This window comes from Mesorhizobium sp. M0208 (assembly GCF_040322015.1).
In the GTDB taxonomy this organism is placed as follows: domain Bacteria; phylum Pseudomonadota; class Alphaproteobacteria; order Rhizobiales; family Rhizobiaceae; genus Mesorhizobium.
This window is the reverse complement of the sequence record NZ_JAMYSP010000006.1, coordinates 88,364-106,117: the sequence shown is the minus strand read 5'-3', so window position 1 is coordinate 106,117 and position 17,754 is coordinate 88,364. Positions and strand designations below refer to the sequence as shown.

18 protein-coding genes and 1 tRNA gene are annotated in these 17,754 nt (G+C 63.0%); 6 read left to right on the top strand and 13 right to left on the bottom strand.

The window, feature by feature from the left end; all coding sequences use genetic code 11:
- Positions 1–13: 13 nt before the first annotated feature.
- Together ubiB and ubiE are read right to left on the bottom strand one after the other, a co-directional pair.
- Positions 14–1,588: a 2-polyprenylphenol 6-hydroxylase gene (ubiB, locus tag NKJ17_RS08925; protein ID WP_352506391.1), complete on the bottom strand. Its 1,575-nt coding sequence runs from the start codon at positions 1,586–1,588 to the stop codon at positions 14–16.
- 70 nt (positions 1,589–1,658) lie between these two features.
- A complete protein-coding gene (gene ubiE / locus NKJ17_RS08920; protein ID WP_352506392.1) occupies positions 1,659–2,435 on the bottom strand; it encodes a bifunctional demethylmenaquinone methyltransferase/2-methoxy-6-polyprenyl-1,4-benzoquinol methylase UbiE in 777 nt (258 codons plus the stop codon).
- Between the two features lie 167 nt (positions 2,436–2,602).
- On the opposite strand from ubiE, the gene NKJ17_RS08915 reads away from it, so the two are divergent.
- The 3 genes from NKJ17_RS08915 to NKJ17_RS08905 all read left to right on the top strand — a co-directional run bounded on the left by NKJ17_RS08915 (position 2,603) and on the right by NKJ17_RS08905 (position 4,995).
- Positions 2,603–3,577 carry an adenosine deaminase gene (locus tag NKJ17_RS08915; protein ID WP_254816868.1) on the top strand — a complete coding sequence of 325 codons (975 nt, stop codon included), beginning with the start codon at positions 2,603–2,605 and terminating at the stop codon, positions 3,575–3,577.
- Between the two features lie 127 nt (positions 3,578–3,704).
- On the top strand, positions 3,705–4,334 hold the full coding sequence (gene upp, locus NKJ17_RS08910) for a uracil phosphoribosyltransferase (protein WP_254816867.1): 630 nt from the start codon (positions 3,705–3,707) through the stop codon (positions 4,332–4,334).
- Positions 4,335–4,434: 100 nt separating this feature from the next.
- The gene (locus tag NKJ17_RS08905) at positions 4,435–4,995 is read left to right on the top strand and encodes a TIGR02281 family clan AA aspartic protease (RefSeq protein WP_352506393.1); all 561 of its coding nucleotides are present in this window, start codon (positions 4,435–4,437) and stop codon (positions 4,993–4,995) included.
- A gap of 107 nt (positions 4,996–5,102) precedes the next feature.
- Here NKJ17_RS08905 and deoA read toward each other — a convergent pair whose 3' ends face one another.
- The 6 genes from deoA to NKJ17_RS08875 are packed head-to-tail and all read right to left on the bottom strand — an operon-like array spanning position 5,103 to position 11,277.
- Positions 5,103–6,422 (bottom strand): thymidine phosphorylase, encoded by a 1,320-nt coding sequence (gene deoA / locus NKJ17_RS08900; RefSeq protein WP_352687985.1) that lies wholly within the window; start codon positions 6,420–6,422, stop codon positions 5,103–5,105.
- Positions 6,422–7,240: a purine-nucleoside phosphorylase gene (locus tag NKJ17_RS08895; RefSeq protein ID WP_352509887.1), complete on the bottom strand. Its 819-nt coding sequence runs from the start codon at positions 7,238–7,240 to the stop codon at positions 6,422–6,424. The genes deoA and NKJ17_RS08895 overlap by 1 nt, the downstream gene beginning before the upstream one ends.
- A complete protein-coding gene (gene cdd, locus NKJ17_RS08890) occupies positions 7,237–7,629 on the bottom strand; it encodes a cytidine deaminase (RefSeq protein ID WP_352509888.1) in 393 nt (130 codons plus the stop codon). Before cdd ends, NKJ17_RS08895 begins: the two co-directional genes overlap by 4 nt.
- A 6-nt stretch (positions 7,630–7,635) precedes the next feature.
- On the bottom strand, positions 7,636–8,607 hold the full coding sequence (locus NKJ17_RS08885; RefSeq protein ID WP_352509889.1) for an ABC transporter permease: 972 nt from the start codon (positions 8,605–8,607) through the stop codon (positions 7,636–7,638).
- A 1-nt stretch (position 8,608) separates the two neighbouring features.
- Positions 8,609–9,748, bottom strand: coding sequence for an ABC transporter permease (locus NKJ17_RS08880; protein ID WP_352509890.1), 1,140 nt, complete (start codon positions 9,746–9,748; stop codon positions 8,609–8,611).
- The gene (locus NKJ17_RS08875) at positions 9,745–11,277 is read right to left on the bottom strand and encodes an ABC transporter ATP-binding protein (protein ID WP_352478115.1); all 1,533 of its coding nucleotides are present in this window, start codon (positions 11,275–11,277) and stop codon (positions 9,745–9,747) included. Before NKJ17_RS08875 ends, NKJ17_RS08880 begins: the two co-directional genes overlap by 4 nt.
- Before the next feature lie 181 nt (positions 11,278–11,458).
- Between NKJ17_RS08875 and NKJ17_RS08870 the strand changes: the two genes are divergently transcribed.
- On the top strand, positions 11,459–11,680 hold the full coding sequence (locus tag NKJ17_RS08870; protein WP_352509891.1) for a SlyX family protein: 222 nt from the start codon (positions 11,459–11,461) through the stop codon (positions 11,678–11,680).
- Positions 11,681–11,745: 65 nt separating this feature from the next.
- Here the strand turns inward: NKJ17_RS08870 and NKJ17_RS08865 are convergent, their stop codons facing one another.
- From NKJ17_RS08865 to NKJ17_RS08855, 3 genes are all read right to left on the bottom strand, one after another.
- Positions 11,746–12,735, bottom strand: a complete 990-nt coding sequence (locus NKJ17_RS08865; protein ID WP_254816859.1) for a BMP family lipoprotein — start codon at positions 12,733–12,735, stop codon at positions 11,746–11,748.
- 213 nt (positions 12,736–12,948) lie between these two features.
- Positions 12,949–13,611 (bottom strand): peptide-methionine (S)-S-oxide reductase MsrA, encoded by a 663-nt coding sequence (gene msrA / locus NKJ17_RS08860; RefSeq protein WP_352509893.1) that lies wholly within the window; start codon positions 13,609–13,611, stop codon positions 12,949–12,951.
- Positions 13,612–13,679: 68 nt separating this feature from the next.
- A complete protein-coding gene (locus tag NKJ17_RS08855) occupies positions 13,680–14,003 on the bottom strand; it encodes a hypothetical protein (RefSeq protein WP_352509895.1) in 324 nt (107 codons plus the stop codon).
- Between the two features lie 426 nt (positions 14,004–14,429).
- Here NKJ17_RS08855 and NKJ17_RS08850 point away from each other — a divergent pair.
- A tRNA-Ser gene (locus NKJ17_RS08850) sits at positions 14,430–14,519 on the top strand.
- A 755-nt stretch (positions 14,520–15,274) separates the two neighbouring features.
- Here NKJ17_RS08850 and NKJ17_RS08845 read toward each other — a convergent pair.
- On the bottom strand, positions 15,275–15,991 hold the full coding sequence (locus NKJ17_RS08845; protein ID WP_352688090.1) for a pentapeptide repeat-containing protein: 717 nt from the start codon (positions 15,989–15,991) through the stop codon (positions 15,275–15,277).
- A gap of 365 nt (positions 15,992–16,356) precedes the next feature.
- On the opposite strand from NKJ17_RS08845, the gene NKJ17_RS08840 reads away from it, so the two are divergent.
- Positions 16,357–16,566, top strand: a complete 210-nt coding sequence (locus NKJ17_RS08840) for a hypothetical protein (protein ID WP_254816855.1) — start codon at positions 16,357–16,359, stop codon at positions 16,564–16,566.
- Between the two features lie 543 nt (positions 16,567–17,109).
- On the opposite strand, the gene NKJ17_RS08835 is transcribed toward NKJ17_RS08840, so the two are convergent.
- The gene (locus tag NKJ17_RS08835; RefSeq protein ID WP_352506573.1) at positions 17,110–17,517 is read right to left on the bottom strand and encodes a hypothetical protein; all 408 of its coding nucleotides are present in this window, start codon (positions 17,515–17,517) and stop codon (positions 17,110–17,112) included.
- Positions 17,518–17,754 lie beyond the last annotated feature (237 nt).

The window sequence follows — 17,754 nt, the reverse complement described above, 5'->3', positions numbered from 1 at the left end:
GCTGTCATTGCAATCAGAGCAGCTTCCAGGCGATATACACCAGCGTCAGCGCGATCACCCACAGCGCCAGCCGGCCGGAGCGGGTGTGGCGCGCCTCGGCTTTGCCGATCGCGTCCGCCGTCCCCTCGTCGAAGCGCAGGCCGTTTTCGGCCATCAGGTCGATCTCACGCGACAGCCGCTCGGTACGGGCAGCGAGGTCCGGCGCCTGACGCGCCAGCGCCAGCAGCGCGCTGGCACCGTCGCGCGCATCGGCCAGCAGCGCGCGCGGGCCGAGATTGCGGGCAATCCAGCCGCTGACCACCGGCTCCGACGTCTTCCACATGTTGAAGGCCGGGTCGAGGGTGCGGGCGACGCCTTCGACAACGACCATGGTCTTCTGCAGCAGCACCAGTTCGGATCGCGTCGCCATGTCGAACAGGTCGGTCACCTCGAACAGCAGCGTCAACAGCTTGGCCATCGAGATGGTCTCGGCCGGCTGGCCGTGGATCGGTTCGCCGATCGCCCGGATCGCCTGGGCGAAAGCCGCAACATTGTGCTGGCGCGGCACGTAGCCGGCCTCGAAATGCACTTCGGCGACGCGCTGGTAATCGCGCGTAATGAAGCCGTAGAGGATTTCGGCGAGGAACCGGCGCTCCTTCCTGCCGAGCCGGCCGGCAATGCCGAGATCGACGGCGACGATGGTGCCGTCGGCTTCGATAAACAGGTTGCCCGGGTGCATGTCGGCGTGGAAGAAACCGTCACGCAGCGTATGGCGCAGAAACGACTGAACGAGGTTGGCGGCAATCGCCTTCAGGTCGTGGCCGGCGGCGGCTAGGCCGGCAATGTCGTTCATCTTGATGCCGTCGACCCATTCCATGGTCAGCACGTCACGACCGGTGCGCTCCCAGTCGACCGACGGCACACGGAAGCCGGGATCGTCCTTGGTATTCTCGCCAAGCTCCGAAAAAGCCGCCGCCTCCAGCCTCAGGTCCATTTCGATTTTGGTCGTCTGGGCCAGTGTCTCGGTCACCTCGACCGGCCGCAGCCGGCGCGACGACGGGATGTATTTTTCCTGCAGCCGGGCGGCGAGAAAATAGCTCTCGAGATCGCGAAAGAAGCGGCGGCGCACGCCCGGCCGGATGACCTTCACCGCCACCCGGGTAACGACGCCGTTCTGCAGGATTTCGGCGGTATGGACCTGGGCGATCGAGGCGGCGGCCACGGCCTCGCCAAAACTGACATAGAGCTCGTCGACCCTGCGTCCGAGCGAGGCCTCTATCGCGGCGACAGCCTCGGCCTTCGGAAACGTCTGCATCTTGTCCTGCAGCATGGCAAGATCAAGCGCGATATCGTTTCCGACGACATCCGGCCGTGTCGCCAGGAACTGGCCGAGCTTGACGTAAGACGGGCCGAGCCGCACGACCGCCTTGGCCAGCCTGTCGCCACGCTCATAGGCAAGCGCGTGACGGCGGGTGAACAGCCGGGCCATGCGCCAGCCGAATTTCGGCAAGCCGAAGAGCTCGTCACCGGGCAAAGCCGCGATGACACCCTCGCGGACCAGCACCCAGCCGGCCCGCACGAGCCTGAAACCAGCGCCGATGCTGCTCATGGCTGGCTTTGCCCCGCCGATTTCCTAGACCGGCGAAGAGCACATTGAGTACGAAGGATACGGGCCAGCTTCAAAGCTTCCAGCCCGAGTGGAGCGCGGCGATGCCGCCGGAGTAGTTGCGGAATGAGACGCGCTCGAAGCCCGCGCGCGAAATCATCGTCGCGAAATTCTGCTGATTGGGAAATTTGCGGATCGATTCGACCAGATAGGAATATGGCTCGCCATCGCCGGTCACCATCTTGCCGATCCGCGGGATGGCGTTGAACGACCATGCTTCGTAGACTTTGTCGAGCAGCGGCATCTCGACCTCGGAGAATTCAAGGCAGAGAAAGCGCCCGCCGGGCTTCAGCACGCGATAGGCTTCGGCGAGCGCCACATCGATGCGCGGCACGTTGCGGATGCCGAAAGCGATGGTGTAGGCGTCGAAAGTAGCGTCGGCAAAAGGCAGTTCCTCGGCATTGGCTTCGACGAAATCGGTATTTGCCGACAGGCCCTTTTTCTCGGCCCGGTCGCGGCCGACCGCGAGCATCGAGCCGTTGATGTCGAGAACCGTTGCATGAGCGTGCCTGCCGCTCGCCTCGACGATGCGGAAGGCGACATCGCCGGTGCCGCCGGCAACGTCGAGAACGCTCCAGCCCGGCCGCTTCGGTGGATTGAGCCAGGCGACCAAGGCGTCCTTCCACAACCGATGCAACCCCGCCGACATCAGGTCGTTCATCAGGTCGTAGCGGTTCGCCACCTTGTGGAAAACATCATTGACCAGGGACTGCTTGTCGCCTGGTCCTACCCGCTTGAAACCATAGGAGGTTTCCATGCCGCCCGCAGCAGTGGTTCTTTCAACCGACATCGTTTTGATCCGCCATAAAATCGGCGGGACCATAGCCGATCGATGGTGCGGGCGCTATTGTTTAAGGCGCGGTGTTCGGCCGCGCTTCGAAGCAGGTTCCGGAAAAGTGTCACACGGTTCCGACAGGAACTTGCGTCATAAGAAAAAAAGCCTGACGGGATAATTGAATGCCTTTGAAAGCAGAACTGCACTGCCACATCGAAGGGGCAGCGGCGCCTGAACTCGTCCTCCGCCAGGCTGAGAAATACGGCAAGGATGCCTCGCCCTACATCCAGGACGGCTCCTTCGTGTGGCACGACTTCACCTCTTTCCTCGCCGCCTACGACTTCTCGTCGGACCTGTTCCGCACCGAAGAAGACTATGCGCGGCTGGCCGATCACTACCTGACCAGCCTCGCCCGCGACGGCGCCATCTATTCCGAGGTTTTCACCTCGCCCGACCATGCAAGCAAGGCTGGGCTGTCGCCGAAGGCCTATACCGACGCGCTCGGCGAAGGCATGGCCCGCGCCAAGGCGAAGACCGGCATCGAAGGCCGCATGATCGTCACCGGCGTGCGCAATTTCGGTGTCGAATCGATCGAACGGGCGGCACGTTTCGCCGCCCGGTGTGGGCATCCGCTGGTCACCGGTTTCGGCGTCGCCGGCGACGAGCGGATAGGTGATCTGGAAGATTATGTCAGGGCCTTCGAGATCGCCCGCGAGGCCGGCCTCGGCATCACCGTGCATGCCGGCGAATTGATGGGCTGGGAGAGCGTCGAGGCGGCACTCGACCACATCCGCCCGTCTCGCATCGGCCATGGCGTGCGCGCCATCGAGAACCCCGATCTCGTGCGGCGCATCGCCGACGAAGGCGTCGTGCTCGAATGCTGCCCCGGCTCCAACATCGCGCTGAAAATCTTTGACAGTTTCGCCGACCATCCCTTTCCCGCCTTGAAGGCGGCGGGCTGCAAGGTGACGCTCAACTCAGATGACCCGCCCTATTTCTGGACCTCGCTGAAACGCGAATACGACATCGCCGCCGAGCATTTTGCGATGGACGACAAGGCGCTCACCGCCGTCACCAGGACGGCCATCGAGGCAGCCTTCGTCGACAGGAAGACCAGGGCGGCGCTGCTGGGCAGGCTCGGCGCCAAGGGCAGGTGAATGGTGAATGGCTCACCCGGCGCTTCGGTCCGTCAACTGCGGGCTTTGCCGCGCACCAAGGACTCGCAAACCAGTTCACTATTCACTATTCACCATTCACCATTCACTTGCGCAGTTGGAGAACACCATGAAGGGCGTCACCGTCGTCGACCATCCGCTTGTCCAGCACAAGCTGACCATCATGCGCAAGAAAGAGACTTCGACGGCCGGCTTCCGGCGGCTGCTGCGCGAGATCTCGCTGCTGCTCGGCTACGAGGTCACCCGCAACCTGGAACTGACGACGACGACGATCGAGACGCCGATCGAGACGATGGAGGCGCCGACGCTGGAGGGCAAGAAACTGGTTTTCGCCTCGGTGTTGCGCGCCGGCAACGGCTTGCTCGAAGGCCTGCTCGATCTGGTGCCGGCGGCGCGTGTCGCCCATATCGGCCTCTACCGCGACCATGAGACGCTGGAAGCGGTCGAGTATTTCTTCAAGGCGCCGGGCGACCTCGCCGACCGGCTGGTGATCGTCGTCGACCCGATGCTGGCGACCGCCAATTCGGCGATCGCGGCGATCGACAAGCTGAAAGGCCGCGGTGCCACCAACATCCGCTTCCTCTGCTTGTTGGCGGCACCAGAGGGCCTTGAGCGGTTCACCCACGCGCATCCCGATGTTCCCGTCTTCACCGCTTCCATCGACCGCCAGCTCAACGAGAAGGGCTACATCATGCCCGGCCTTGGCGATGCCGGCGACCGCATGTACGGCACCAAATAGATCCGTTTACCGACTGTTTACGCAAACGGCTGGTTTCCGCATTCGTTAAAGCGGCAAACACCATGTCGGACTAAGGATCGGCAACCACAAAGGCCGGTCCATGCTGCGCAAGCTTCTCATCCTTGGCGTGTTTGCCGGAACGTCGGCATCGCTGCCGATCGTATATCAGTCCAATTCACAGGTAATCGAGCGGCTGTTGAAATCCGCCATCGGGGCCAGGCCGGCCGACACCCAAACCGACCTGAATCTCGCCGCCGTTCGGGACAGGCCGGCGACGCCGCAGCCGCTCGGCCGCAAGGTCGTCGTCACCGCGGACGCGCGCGGGCATTTCATGTCGGTCTTCAAGTTGAACGGCCGACAGATCGACGGCATGATCGATACCGGCGCGACGCTCGTCGCCATCAACAGTTCGACCGCGCGCAGGATCGGCATCTCGCTCAATCCGACGGACTTCAGCCATCAGGTCAACACCGCCAACGGTGCGATCAAGGCCGCCGTGGTGACGATTGATCGGCTGCAGATCGGCAGGATCACCGTCGAGGGCGTCGAGGCCGTCGTGCTCGACGACAGGGCGCTGCACACCAACCTGATCGGCATGAGCTTTCTGCAGCGGCTCGAAAAATACCAGGTCGAAGACGGCACGCTGCTGCTGGTTCAGTAGGCAGTGATCCCGAACCGCAGGTCCACGCCAGCGAAAAGGGGACCGGTCGTCGGACAAGATCATGGTCCAAGAAAGATAGAGCCCATTCGATACCATCGGAATGGGCTCTATCCGCGCGGCAGGATCCGCCGGATGACGGTTTTCTCCGTGGCCGGTCTGGAAGGGCCGATCGTATAGGCCGAAAGCACGACGGCCGCGGCCGCTTCGGCATCCCCGGTATTTCGGGCATGGACTAGTGCCAGCGCTTCGCCGGCCCGCACTTCGGCGCCGACCGGCAACAGCCTGGTGATGCCGACGGCGTGATCGATCCTGTCGTCGGGCCGCGTCCGCCCGCCGCCAAGCCCGACCACGGCAAGCCCGATCTCGCGCGTCGCGATGCCGGAGACAAAGCCGTTCGCGCTCGCCTTGACCGCGAATTCCGTTGCCGCTTTCGGCAGATATTTTTCCGGATTGTCGACAAAGTCGGCGGGACCACCCAGTGCCGCCACCATGCGCGCGAAGATGGAAGCGGCGCGGCCGCCGGCCAGCGTCTCGGCGGCGCGGCGCAGGCCGTCCTGGTTGGACGACACCAGGCCTGCCGATTGCAGCATCTCGGCGGCCAGCGCCAGCGTCAAGTCCTCCAGCCGCCGGTCGCGAAAGCGGCCGGTGAGAAAATCGACGGCGTTGCGCATCTCGACCGCATTGCCGGCGGCGGAGGCCAGCGGCTCGTTCATGCCGGTGACCAGCGCCGATGCCTTCAGGCCGGCGCCATTGGCGACCTCGACCAGGCTGTTGGCCAGCGCGGTTGCGTCGCGCGATTTCTCCATGAAGGCGCCGTTGCCGACCTTGACGTCGAGCACCAGCGAACCAAGGCCGGCCGCCAGCTTCTTCGACAGGATCGAGGCGGTGATCAGCGGCACGGATTCGACCGTTCCCGTCACATCGCGGATCGCGTAGAGCCTGGCGTCGGCGGGTGCGAGGTCTGCGGTCTGGCCGATGATGGCGCAGCCGGTTTCAAGCACGGTCTTGCGGAAGCGCGCAACATCCGGCTGGCTGATATAGCCGGGGATGGCATCCATTTTGTCCAGCGTGCCGCCGGTATGGCCCAGACCCCTGCCGGAAATCATCGGCACATAGGCGCCGCAGGCAGCGACGATCGGCGCCAGCATCAAGGAGACATTGTCGCCGACGCCGCCCGTCGAATGCTTGTCGGTGACCGGGCCGGGCAGATCCGACCAGTCGAGCACATCGCCGGAATCGCGCATCGCCATAGTCAGCGCCACCGCCTCGTCGCGGCTCATGCCGTTGAAGAATACTGCCATGGCGAGGGCACCGACCTGTGCGTCGGTAACGGTGCCGGCGGCCAAGCCCTCGATGAAGAACGCGATCTCCTCAGCCGAGAGCTTCTGCCCGTCGCGCTTGCGGCGGATGATTTCCTGGGGAAGCATCAGGCGTCGACCCTGTGCTCCGGAAGCCCGTCCTGAAAAACACGCTGCAGGATGGTCGCCAGCCGCGCACCGCCGACCGGCGCCATGTCCTTGGTCTCCTGGTGCGACAGCTCGGCTCCGGTCATGCCAGCGGCAAGGTTGGTCACGACCGAACAGGCGGCGACGCGCAGCCCGAGGAAGCGCGCGAGAATGACCTCCGGCACCGTCGACATGCCGACCGCGTTGGCGCCCATGACGCGCGCCATGCGGATCTCGGCGGGCGTCTCGAAGCATGGGCCGGAGAACCACATATAGACGCCCTTGTGCAGCATGGTACCGGTCGCCTTCGCCGCCCGCTCGATGGCGGAGCGGAGATCGGCGTCATAGGCTTCGGTCAGGCCGACGAAACGGCGGTCGCTCGGTTCGCCGATCAGCGGGTTGGACCCCGAGAAATTGATGTGGTCGGTGATCAGCATTACCGAGCCCGGCCCCATCCCGGGATCGACCGAACCGGCGGCGTTGGTGAGGATCAGCCGGGAGATGCCGATGCCGGCGAGCACTTCCAACGCCGGCCGCATCGCCGCTGCGTTGCCGTGCTCGTAATAGTGTGCGCGGCCGGACAGCATCAGCACCGGCGTGCCGGCAAAGAGCCCCGCCACCACCTCGCCGGCATGGCCGCTGACACCGCTTCGGGGAAACCCCGGCAAGTCGGCGTAGGAGATGCGCACCGCATCCTCGACCTGGTCGACGAGCCCGCCAAGCCCTGACCCCAGCACCAAGGCCGTGGTCGGCGCCAGCCCATCCAGCCTTTCGACGAGGTGATCGAGCGCTTCCTTCATTTCAGCACATCGCCTTCAAACCCGTATGGCAACAACTCGCCCATGGTCACGGTCTCGACCACGCCGCTGTCATCGCAGAGATAGAACTTCGTTTCCGGCCGGCAGAATTCGGCCAGCCGCTGCCGGCAGCCGCCGCAGGGCGAGCATTTTGCCACGCGTTCGGCGATCACGGCGATTTCCGTGATCTTGCCGCCGCCGCCCATGACGTAGTGGCCGAGCGCGGTGGTTTCGGCGCACCAGCCCTCAGGATAGGACGCGATCTCGACATTGGCGCCGGTGAAGACACGCCCGTCCTCGGTGCGCAACGCCGCGCCGACCGGAAATTTCGAATAGGGCGCATAGGCCTTGGCCATGGCGGCTTTCGCCGCTTCGAACAGATCATGAGTCATGATAGATCAGCGTTCCTTGACATAAGGCACGCCGCCGGCGCGCGGCGGGATTGCCTTGCCGATGAAGCCGGCAAGCAGGATGACGGTCAGCACATAGGGCAGCGCCTGCATGAATTGCACCGGCACCTTGCCGATCAGCGGCAGCGGCGTGCCTTGCAGGCGGATCGACGCGGCGTCGAGGAAGCCGAACAGCAGGCAGGCGAACATGGCGTTGACCGGTTTCCATTTGGCGAAGATCAGCGCGGCCAGCGCGATGTAGCCCTTGCCGGCGGTCATGTCCTTCACGAAGCCGCCATTCTGCACCATCGACAGATAGGCGCCGGCAATGCCGGTGAGCACGCCGGTGCAAATCAGCGCCCGGTAGCGCAGCCAGGCGACCGAGATGCCGGCGGTGTCGACCGCAGCCGGGTTCTCGCCGACAGCGCGCAGGCGGAGCCCAAAGCGGGTGCGAAACAGCACCCACCAGGTGAACGGCACGGCCAGGAAGGCGAGATAGACCAGCACGGAGTGGCCGGAGATGAGTTCCGAATAGATCGGCCCGAGAATCGGAACGCCCCTGAGCGCATCCGCGCCCGGCCAGATGATTGCTTCGAAGCGCTCGCCGGCAGCCAGCGCCGGCGTGCGCCCGCCTTGCTGGAACCAGGCCTGGCCGAGCATGATCGTCGATCCGGCGGCAATGAAATTGATCGCGACGCCGGAAACGATCTGGTTGCCGCGATGGGTGATCGAGGCAAAGCCGTGGATCAGCGCGAAGGCAACCGAGATGAGGATGGCCATGCCGAGGCCGAGATAGGCCGAGTGGAAGACCGAGGCGGCGGCCGCACCGGCGAAGGCGCCGACAAGCATCTTGCCCTCGAGCCCGATGTCGAAGACGCCGGCCCGCTCCGAATAGAGGCCGGCGAGGCAGGCGAGCAGCAAGGGGACCGAAAGGCGGATGGTCGAGTCCAGGACCTGTACGATGGCGTTGAAGAAATCCATCTCAGGCGCCCTTCCCTTTGACCGCTTCCATGCCGACCGATTTCGGGCTGAGCGAGGCGAACAACGCCTGGACATAGGGCCGGAACATATGCTCGAGCGCGCCGGCGAACAGGATCACGAGGCCCTGGATGATGACGATCATGTCGCGGCTGATCGCCGGCATCTCGAAGGCGAGCTCGGCGCCGCCCTGGTAGAGCATGCCGAACAGGATCGCCGCCAGCACGATGCCGACCGGGTGCAGGCGACCCATCAGCGCCACCGCGATGCCGACGAAACCGGCGCCCGAAACGAATTCGAGCGCGACATTGTGCTGGTCGCCCATCGTCGGGTTGAGCGCCATCATGCCGGCCAACGCGCCCGAGATCATCATCGCAATGATGATGATGCGTATCTCCGAAATCCCGGCATAACGCGCCGCTTTCGGGCTGTGGCCATAGGTGCGCATCTCGTAGCCGAGCTTCGTGCGCCAGATCAGCACCCACACCAGAAAGGCCATGGCTAGCGCCAGCAGGGAACTGACGTTGAATGGCGCCGAACGGATTTTGGCGCCGAACAATTCGATGACCCAGTTGAGCTTCGGCAATTGCGCGCCTTCGAGGAAGGTGCGCGTCTGCGGCGCCATCGAGCCGGGCGGCTTCAGCATCCCCACCAGCGCATAGACCATGACGCTGGCGGCGATGAAGTTGAACATGATGGTGGTTATGACGATGTGCGAGCCGCGCTTGGCCTGCAGATAGGCCGGGATCAGCGCCCACAGCGCGCCCATCGCCGCGGCGGCGATAATGGCAATCGGGAAGGTCAGCCACCAGGGCAGCACGCTGTCGAAGGCCAGGCAAACGATGCCGATACCGAGACCGGCGATATAGCCCTGGCCCTCGCCACCGATGTTGAACAGGCCGCAATGCGCCGCAACCGCCACCGAAAGCCCGCTGAAGATGAAGGTGGTAGCATAGAAAAGTGTAAACGCGATGCCTTGGCCGCGACCGAAGGCGCCCTCGACCAGGATGACAGCCGCGCGCAACGGGTTCTCACCGACCAATATGACGACGAAGCCGGCAACGACGAAGGCGACGAACAGATTGATCAGCGGGATCAGCACGTAGTCGGCCCAGGCCGGGAGCTTGGCATAGGGAGTGCTCATTCCGCCGCCTCGCGCTGCTCGACGCCGGCCATCAGCAGGCCGAGCTCGCCCTCGGTCGCGTCGGGGCCGCGTTCGCCGACGATGCGGCCGGCAAACATCACCAGGATGCGGTCGGACAGCGAGCGGATCTCGTCGAGTTCGACCGAAACCACCAGCACCGCCTTGCCCTGGTCGCGCATGGCGATGAGGCGCTTGTGGATGAATTCGATGGCGCCGACATCGACGCCGCGCGTCGGCTGGCCGACGATCAACACGCCGGGATCTTGTTCCATTTCCCGCGCCAGCACGATCTTCTGCTGGTTGCCGCCGGAGAAATTGGCGGTCTTGAGGCGGCAGTCCGCCGGGCGGATGTCATATTTGACGATCTTGTCCCGGGCATCGTCACGGATGGCGTCGATGTCGAGAAACGGCCCCTTCAGATAGCGCTCATCGTCCTGGTAGCCGAGGATCGAATTCTCGTTCTCCTCGAAGGCCAGCACCAGCCCGACGTGATGGCGGTCCTCCGGCACATGAGCAAGGCCGCGCTCGCGCAGCTCGCCAGGGTCGGCGGCGCCGGTGAGGTCGATCGGCTTGCCGTCGAGCATGACCGAGCCCGAAACGGCATGCCTGATGCCGGAAATCGCCTCGAGCAATTCGGACTGCCCGTTGCCGGCGACGCCGGCAATGCCGACGATCTCGCCGGCATGGACGTCGAAGGAGACGTCGTCGACCATGGTGACGCCGCGGGAATCCTTGACCGTCAGGTTCTTGACCGCGAGCTTGACGCCGCCGGCCTTCGCCTCGCCCTTCTCGACGCGCAGCAGCACGCGCCGGCCGACCATCAGCTCCGCCAGTTCCTCGACCGTGGTCTTCCTAGTTTCGCGTGTCGCCACCATCGTGCCCTGGCGCATCACCGAGACGGTGTCGGTGATCGCCATGATCTCGCGCAGCTTGTGGGTGATCAGCACGATCGTCTTGCCCTGCTCCTTCAGCTGCCTGAGGATGCGGAACAGATGGTCGGCCTCGGCCGGCGTCAGCACGCCCGTTGGCTCGTCGAGGATCAGGATTTCGGCGCCGCGATAGAGCGCCTTGAGGATTTCGACGCGTTGTTGCAGGCCGACCGGCAACTCCTCGATGATGGCGTCGGGATCGACTTCGAGCCCGTATTCGCGCTCGAGCCGCTCCAGCTCGGAACGCGCCTTGGCGATGCTCTTCTTCAGCAGTGCATCGCTTTCGGCGCCGAGAATGACGTTTTCCAGGACCGAGAAATTGTCGACCAGCATGAAATGCTGATGGACCATGCCGATGCCGAGCGCGATCGCATCATTCGGTGTCTTGATCGATGCCGGCTGGCCGCCGACACGGATTTCGCCGGAATCGGCCTGGTAGAAACCATAGAGGATCGACATCAGCGTCGACTTGCCGGCGCCGTTCTCACCGACGATGCCATGGATGGTGCCCCGCATAATCTCCAGATTGATGTCGCGGTTGGCGCGCACGGCGCCAAAGCTCTTGTCGATGCCGATCAGCTCGATTGCGGCTTGCGCCATGCAGCCTGTTCCCACTGTTATTTTTTTACCGCTTGGTCAAACGCCTAGCATGACGCCCAGTCTATGCCAATTGGGTCTATGTCAATTGCCCGGAGCAGGGTTCACTCTCGACAAATCCCGCCATGCTTGTCAATTTCCAACGTGGCCGCAGCCTGCACAATCGCCTGATCGAGGATTTGAGATGACCATGCCCGCCCACATGCCCGACCACCGGCTGACGACGCTGGAAATCCGCGCCGCCGAGCAGGAGAAGACAATCGAGGAACTGTCAGGCCAGATCGCCGAGCAGTGGAAGGTGATCGAGCGCATGCAGCGCAAGCTCGACGCGCTGGCCGAGCGCTTCCTGGCGCTGGAGGAACAGGCCGCACCCGACGTGCCGGTGACCAAGCCGCCGCACTGGTGAGCGGCTGACAATGCAAAACCGCCGGGCTTTCACCCGGCGGCTCGTCAGTCTTCAATGTCGATCAATCAATACGGGCAGGCATTGTCCGACATGTAGTCGTGCACCTTGATGGTGCCGGCGATGATGTCGGCCTTGGCCTTTTCGACCGCTGCCTTCATCGCGTCGTCGACAAGCGCCTTGTTGTTGTCGTCCATGGCGTAGTCGACGCCGCCTTCCTTGAGGCCGAGATCGTTGACGCCGGCCGTGAACTTGCCGTTCTTGGCATCCATGAAGGTGTTGTAGACGGCAACGTCGACGCGCTTGACCATGGAGGTCAACACCTTGCCGGGTTGCAGGCCGTTCTGGTTGGAATCGACGCCGATGCCGAGCTTGCCGGCGTCGGCCGCTGCCTGCAGCACGCCGACACCGGTGCCGCCTGCCGCCGCGTAGATTACGTCGGCGCCCTGGTCGATCTGCGTCTTGGCGATCTCGCCGCCCTTGGCCGGATCGTTCCAGGCTGCCGGCGTATCGCCGGTCATGTTCTGGATGACGTCGGTGGCGCCGGCCGCCTTGGCGCCGCCTACATAGCCGCAGCCGAACCTGCGGATCAGCGGAATATCCATGCCGCCGACGAAGCCGACCTTCTTGGTCTTGGAAGCCATCGCCGCCATCACGCCGACGAGGTACGAGCCTTCCTGCTCCTTATAGACCAGGGAGCGGACATTGGGCTTGTCGACGACCATATCGATGATGGCGAATTTGGTGTCGGGGAACTCGGTGGCGATCTTGTCAAGCGCGTCGGCCCAGGAGAAGCCAGCCATGACGATCGGATTGCGGCCGTCCTCGGCGAAGCGGCGCAGCGCCTGCTCGCGCTGGGTGGCGTTGCTGACCTCGAATTCCACATAGGGGATGCCGGTCTCGGTCTTGAACTTTTCGGCGCCGTTGAAGGACGCTTCGTTGAACGACTTGTCGAACTTGCCGCCGAGATCATAGAGGATCGCGGGTTGAATGTCCGCGGCGAAGGCCGGGAGAACCATTGCAGCTGCGGCCATAAGGCCGAGAACGATACGTTTCATGTGATCCACACCCCTGTCGGTTATTTGTCCATTATGCACCGCATGCCGGCCCGGTTCTCCGGCAGGCATGCAGCGTCAGGCAGGAGTGTCTTCCTCCCGCTTCGGGTCAATCTGGCACGGCCCGAAACAAAATTCACGTGGAATTTTGACCCTTTGGAAAAGCATGGCGCCGCATCGCGGCGCCACAGCATATTCCTTGCGTCAGGGGCATAATCAGGCGGAGACGGCGGCCGGAATGGCGCAGGAGACGCCGGTTCCCCGCAGGCCGCAATAGCCGTAGGGGTTCTTCGCCAGATATTGCTGGTGGTCTTCCTCGGCGAAGTAGAATTCCGGCGCCGGTGCGATCTCGGTGGTGATCTTGCCGCGTCCGGCACCGCGCAGCGAAGCCTCGTAGGCATCGCGCGAGGCGAGCGCCGCCTGGTACTGCGCGTCGTTGAACGTATAGATCGCCGAGCGGTAGGTGGTGCCGACATCATTGCCCTGGCGCATGCCTTGCGTCGGGTCGTGACTTTCCCAGAACAGCTTCAAAAGCTCGGCATAGGACACGATCTTGGGATCGTAGACGACGAGCACGACTTCGGCATGGCCTGTGAGCCCGGTGCAGGTTTCCTGATAGGTCGGGTTGGGCGTGACGCCGCCGGCATAGCCGGCCGCCGTGACCCAGACGCCCTCGACCTGCCAGAACAGGCGCTCGGCGCCCCAGAAGCAACCCAGCCCGAACATCGCCGTTTCCAGCCCTTCGGGATAAGGACCCTTGAGCGGCCTGTTCGAGACGAAGTGCTTCGATGCAGTCGGGATCGGCCGGTCGCGGCCGGGCAGCGCCTCGGAGGGCTTCGGCAGGTTGAGCTTCTTGTTCAGCATGTCGCTGAGAAACATAGTGCGGTTTCCTTTTCTTCTTGGTTGAGCCTTCCCCGGCACGGGAACACCGGGTCAGGCTGGAAATGTCAGGTCGCGGCGAACCGCCCGCTGGGGCGCGGCCGCCTGTAGCCGATGGCGTAAAGAATGAACGCCAGCACCGCGAACACGGCGAAGCCGGGCTGGCTGAGCACCCAGGCGATGGCGCCATCCCACAGCAGCGGATTGACCTTGTCGCGGACGAAGCTTTCGAAGGCGCTGCGCGTATCCGGCGAGACCGCGAGCCAGCTGGAATTAAGCGGTGTCATCACCAGCGCCGAAGCCGCCACCGACCGTGTCGCATCGAGCACGGCCATGATGACCGAAACCGACAGCGCGACCATTGCAGCGAGACGAAAGATGAAGCGGAACATCCAGACCCTTCCTCCCCAGGAGATTATCAGAATGTCGTATCGGACTGTTAGATAGGATCTACTTGCTTCGCCTGCAATCGCGACACGCGAAGTTGAACCGGCGACCGCCGGTTCGCTGGAACCGGCGGCGCGCCGGACGGCGAGCACACCTCGGCCGCCCCTTTCGATAGGCTCCCTACGGGTGCTCCGGTAACATGGGGTGAGCATCCGTATCCGGCAAAGCGAATAGACTATCGTTATGTCTTGGCATTCGGCACCGGATCGACTAGATGAGCCCCGCGCCTGTTGCTTTGACGGCTCAGGTGTGGGGAAAGGGTATCCGCTGGTCGACGGCGCCCACGGCCGGAATTCCGGTCCGGAATCCCAAAGGAGATGCATCTCCCCAACCCGCGCGGCGAAACCGGCCGCGTCGAAAATGCTAAAGACGGAGAGGTGGCCGAGTGGTTGAAGGCGCACGCCTGGAAAGTGTGTTTACGGGAAACCGTAACGCGGGTTCGAATCCCGCTCTCTCCGCCAGATACCCACTTAAGCGTCTGTTATTGTTTCGCTTTGTGAGTTGCGGCCTTTCCGTTCCTAACGTCCGCAAACGATGAAGCTCGGCCACCATGCCGCCGCCCCTTTGTTGACTTTGCTTGGGAATCGGAGTGTCCGGAAAAAACCGCAGGGCAGCCCGCAGGATTCGCGTCTGCGGACCCCAATCCGCCCCGCCGGCGCCTACAGGCAATCTACCCCAACGCCCCCCAAGCGGCGCCGGCCACTTTCAGCCCCTTCGTTCGAAAGTTGGCTTCCAGTCGCGATTGCGCGCCCGCTGATGGCCTTCGTAGTCAGGAATGCATGCGAAGAAGGTCGGTCACGGCCGGCAGCCTTGCAATTTGAGCAGACAAAGAGCCCGACCAAGTCGTCATGCATCGAGCCGTGGTCATGGCCGAGCCTGTCAATCAGCGCCTGGATGTCAAGTTTCGTCGATTTGCAGCACATCGGGTGCGCACAATTGACTTAGATGGGTTCGCGGGCGGACAGAGTGTCGGCGAGGGTCTTTCGAGTCATGGCGATTCTCCGTTGAAGGGGCTCGCCGCAACGGGAGGATTATATTCCTTAATGCTGATCCCCTGCATTGTCTCGTGCGGAATGGGCTCTCCGGCATTAGACAGGGATATCCGGAGTTCGCCGTCTCGGGTGGTGGCTTCGACCTTAATGGGCATGCCCGCGGCACAAAGTTACCGGTTCGAATCCTGTCGGGTGCAGCATTGCCGCGGTTCGCTTGCCGACAACTATTCCTGCTGGAATTGACAGGGCCAATCTTCAGGCCTCGTCAAGCCAGAAGGCAACTCGGTCCGGGCGTCTCCGCAAGCCATGTTGAGCTGCCACTGGGACAGACCCACCGAATTGGAAAGGTCGAGGCCCTCGATACGGGTCAGAAAGAAAAAGGCGCGGTCAAAGTCTATCGGCGCGGTGAACCTCGCTCCTCGGAAGTCCGCCCGTGCGAGATTGGCAAACGAGAAGCGGCTGCCGCTGATATCGGCGTCATGGAACTGCGCACGCCCCAGTTCTGCCTTTGTGAAATCAACATTGGTCAGATTGGCGTCCTGGAAATTCGAGCGCTGCATTTCCGCGCTCGCAAACACAGCGCCCTGCGCGTCCATACGGCTGAAGTCGGTCCTGTAGCCCTCGATTCTGTCGAACCGGGCGCCTTTGGCGGTCGAGTCGGCCAGGGAAGCACGCACAAGCGTTGCCTTCTCAAGATTTGCCGCACGGAGATTGGTGTTCCTGAGGTCGGTCGAAGTGAAATCAACACCGAACAGGTTCGCCCCGCTCAGGTCCTGTCCGTCTAGGATGAGAAGCTTCTTGTCACACTCTTGCCAATTGACGCCAGGCGTCGCGGCGGCGTCGCAATTTTGAGCGGCAGCGGCGTTCTGCCAAGCAAACACAGTGCAAACCGCTAGAACCAAGCCGGATGTGCCGTAAGCTCTGGTTCGCCTCAAAGTCATTGTTGCTGGACCTCTGCTACTCGCCGACACTCACCCTTACCACATCTGCTGACACTCGAGCCACGGTGACCACATGGCTGTGCTCGCGGCGCAGTGGGTCAAGCCTGGCGTGAAGCTCCGCGTCAAACAGCTTCGCGGCGAATTCTAGGCGGCCAGCTTACATTAGCCAGAGTGAACAGAACGTGATTACGGGCCAGGCCTTCACACCTTCGCCTTGCACCAGCCCGCCCACCTAGCATGCCCCGCCATCGCGAACGGCCCAGCACGGGCGAAAGACAAGCTCCTTCCTGGCGCTGCGCCGCGTGCAGTCGGAACAAATGGGATCGACGCCGGTTAACAATCGAAGGGACCGCAAACGAAGCGGTATGATGATGATTGATATTTTTAGCTTCGAACTGGCCAATGCCAGGCTGCGCGTTAAACGGGCCGAGCGCTCGCTGAAGCGTGCGAATGAACTGTTGTTGAACGATGGCTGTGTCGCCGTCAATCTCGCGTTGTGCGACCGCATACGGTCTGAGCAAAAACGCGTGATTGAGGCCCGGGAACGCATGACGAAGATCGATCGGAAGAATTGACCCATGATGCTCGCGACCCTCCACCTTGAAACTGCGAGATACGGCGACGAATATCGCGTCGCAAGGCTCGCGCTGCTGAGGCAGCAAATGATACGGCACATCAAGCGCACAGACGCCTCGGCGCAGAAAGTCGAACAATCGCTGGCAAGATTGGCCGAAGCAAACACGCTCGGGGACCGGCTCGCGCAACAGTAGGTCCGCGCGCTCTACCGTCGTTTGACGATGACCCCGTCATGCTGCGTCGCCAACAACAAGGCTGCATCAACGTCGCACCTGCGCTCGCTGGGCGTCGCGCCCCAAAAGCACAAGGCAGTCGTTTCGGCGAAGATCCAAGAAGTGTCGATATTTTCACCTTCCTGGGGACGCAGGCACAACGCCAAAATGAAGGCCGCGATAAGCAGCATGGCAGGCAGAGGGGCGCGCGAAGGCTACTGAGCGGCTTTCATCTCCCCGCACTCTTGCCTCAGATCAGCCTACAACCAATCGGCCCGCGCTTCACCAGAAGCACGGGCATTGATAGGCTCGGCACTATCGCCGCCCCGTCTACCGCGGGACCGCTGGTATTCCCGAGACTGAGCGCTCTGTTTCGCCGGAGAAAACCACGAAGGCAAAGATCAGCACGGCGGCAGCGACAATCATTGAGCCGGTGGCGACGATCGGCTCGAGCGCCGGATTTCCCTGCAGCATCAGGTAAAGCGCCGGCAGCATCACGACCAGGCCGAGATTGTACACGCCGTAGTGGATCATCGCCGTCCTGCGGGCAGCCTTCGCCGGGTTCAGCGCATAATAGCCGCCGAATATTGCACTGGTGACCCATCCCAGCAGGTTGATGTGCGCGTGAGCCGGAAACGCGCCGTGATCGCCTGAAATTGCCATCTGCAGGCCAGCTGCAATTCCCAGAATAAGAAAGACGATGGCTGTCTTGAAAAAAAGCTCCGAAACCTTAGGCATATCATTCCCCCAAACCCGTTTTGCCGCCGCATCATGCTGTGGTTCCGGCGATCTTGCCAAGGGGACCGTCGGGCCTGCGGCACCATTTGTCGCCGGCCTGACGGCCCGTCGGCAGCCGGCCGCCGGGCCTGGCCGGTTGCGAGTCCAGCCGGCAAAAAATATGCGCTCACCCTAATTTAATTGCAATATCACCCGCCAGGCTTCCATGTCGTTCTCCCTAAGGAAGTCCTGCACAAT